Genomic DNA, 1,030 nt, shown 5'->3' with positions numbered 1-1,030 from the left:
CTGAAGACCGGCTGCCCGGTCATCGGCATCAACGACTCCGGCGGCGCCCGCATCCAGGAGGGCGTGGTCTCGCTCGGCATGTACGGCGAGATCTTCCGCCGCAACACCCACGCCTCCGGCGTCATCCCGCAGATCAGCCTGGTGGTGGGCCCGTGCGCGGGCGGTGCGGTCTACTCCCCGGCGATCACCGACTTCACGGTGATGGTCGACCAGACCTCGCACATGTTCATCACCGGTCCCGATGTGATCAAGACGGTCACCGGTGAGGACGTCGGCTTCGAGGCGCTGGGCGGCGCCCGCACCCACAACACCACCTCCGGTGTCGCGCACTACATGGCCGGGGACGAGAAGGACGGCATCGAGTACGTCAAGGCGCTGCTGTCCTACCTGCCGTCCAACAACCTCTCCGAGCCCCCGGCCTTCCCCGACGAGGCCGACCTGGAGGTCTCGGACGAGGACCGGGAGATGGACACGCTCATCCCGGACTCGGCGAACCAGCCGTACGACATGCACAAGGCCATCGAGCACGTCCTGGACGACGGCGAGTTCCTGGAGACGCAGGCGCTCTTCGCCCCCAACATCATCACCGGCTTCGGCCGGGTCGAGGGCCGTCCGGTGGGCGTCGTGGCCAACCAGCCGATGCAGTTCGCCGGCTGCCTGGACATCGACGCCTCGGAGAAGGCCGCGCGTTTCGTGCGCACCTGCGACGCGTTCAACGTGCCCGTGCTGACCTTCGTGGACGTGCCCGGCTTCCTGCCCGGCACCGACCAGGAGTACAACGGCATCATCCGGCGCGGCGCCAAGCTGATCTTCGCCTACGCCGAGGCCACCGTCCCGCTGATCACGGTCATCACCCGCAAGGCGTTCGGCGGCGCGTATGACGTGATGGGCTCCAAGCACCTGGGTGCCGATCTCAACCTCGCCTGGCCCACCGCCCAGATCGCCGTCATGGGCGCCCAGGGCGCGGTCAACATCCTCCACCGGCGGACCATCGCCGCCTCCGACGATCCGGAGACGACCCGCGCCGAAC

1 protein-coding gene is annotated in these 1,030 nt (G+C 68.4%); it reads left to right on the top strand.

Annotated elements, in window-relative coordinates:
• Positions 1 to 1,030: acyl-CoA carboxylase subunit beta (locus AXW62_RS39305; protein WP_169808213.1), on the top strand; the 1,030-nt coding region annotated here is incomplete at both ends.

Origin of the sequence: Streptomyces hygroscopicus subsp. hygroscopicus (assembly GCF_001553455.1) — a bacterium.
Taxonomy (GTDB): Bacteria; Actinomycetota; Actinomycetes; order Streptomycetales; family Streptomycetaceae; genus Streptomyces; species Streptomyces hygroscopicus.
Note: the sequence above shows the minus strand (reverse complement) of the source record. Positions and strands in the feature narration are given on the sequence as shown.